The following is a 262-nucleotide window of genomic DNA, read 5'->3' on the forward strand; positions in this document are numbered from 1 at the left end:
TTAGACAGCTAGGAGGTTGGCTTAGAAGCAGCCACCCTTTAAAGAAAGCGTAATAGCTCACTAGTCGAGTCGGCCTGCGCGGAAGATGTAACGGGGCTCAAACCATACACCGAAGCTACGGGTATCATCTTCGGATGATGCGGTAGAGGAGCGTTCTGTAAGCCTGTGAAGGTGAGTTGAGAAGCTTGCTGGAGGTATCAGAAGTGCGAATGCTGACATGAGTAACGACAATGGGTGTGAAAAACACCCACGCCGAAAGACC

General features: G+C 50.8%; 1 rRNA gene. It reads left to right on the forward strand.

Features of this window, described 5'->3' with window-relative positions:
- Positions 1 to 262: ribosomal RNA gene (locus AACY19_RS27630) — 23S ribosomal RNA — on the forward strand; the annotation flags it as partial.

Origin of the sequence: Pseudomonas sp. EA_5y_Pfl2_R50 (genome assembly GCF_963970475.1) — a bacterium.
In the GTDB taxonomy this organism is placed as follows: domain Bacteria; phylum Pseudomonadota; class Gammaproteobacteria; order Pseudomonadales; family Pseudomonadaceae; genus Aquipseudomonas.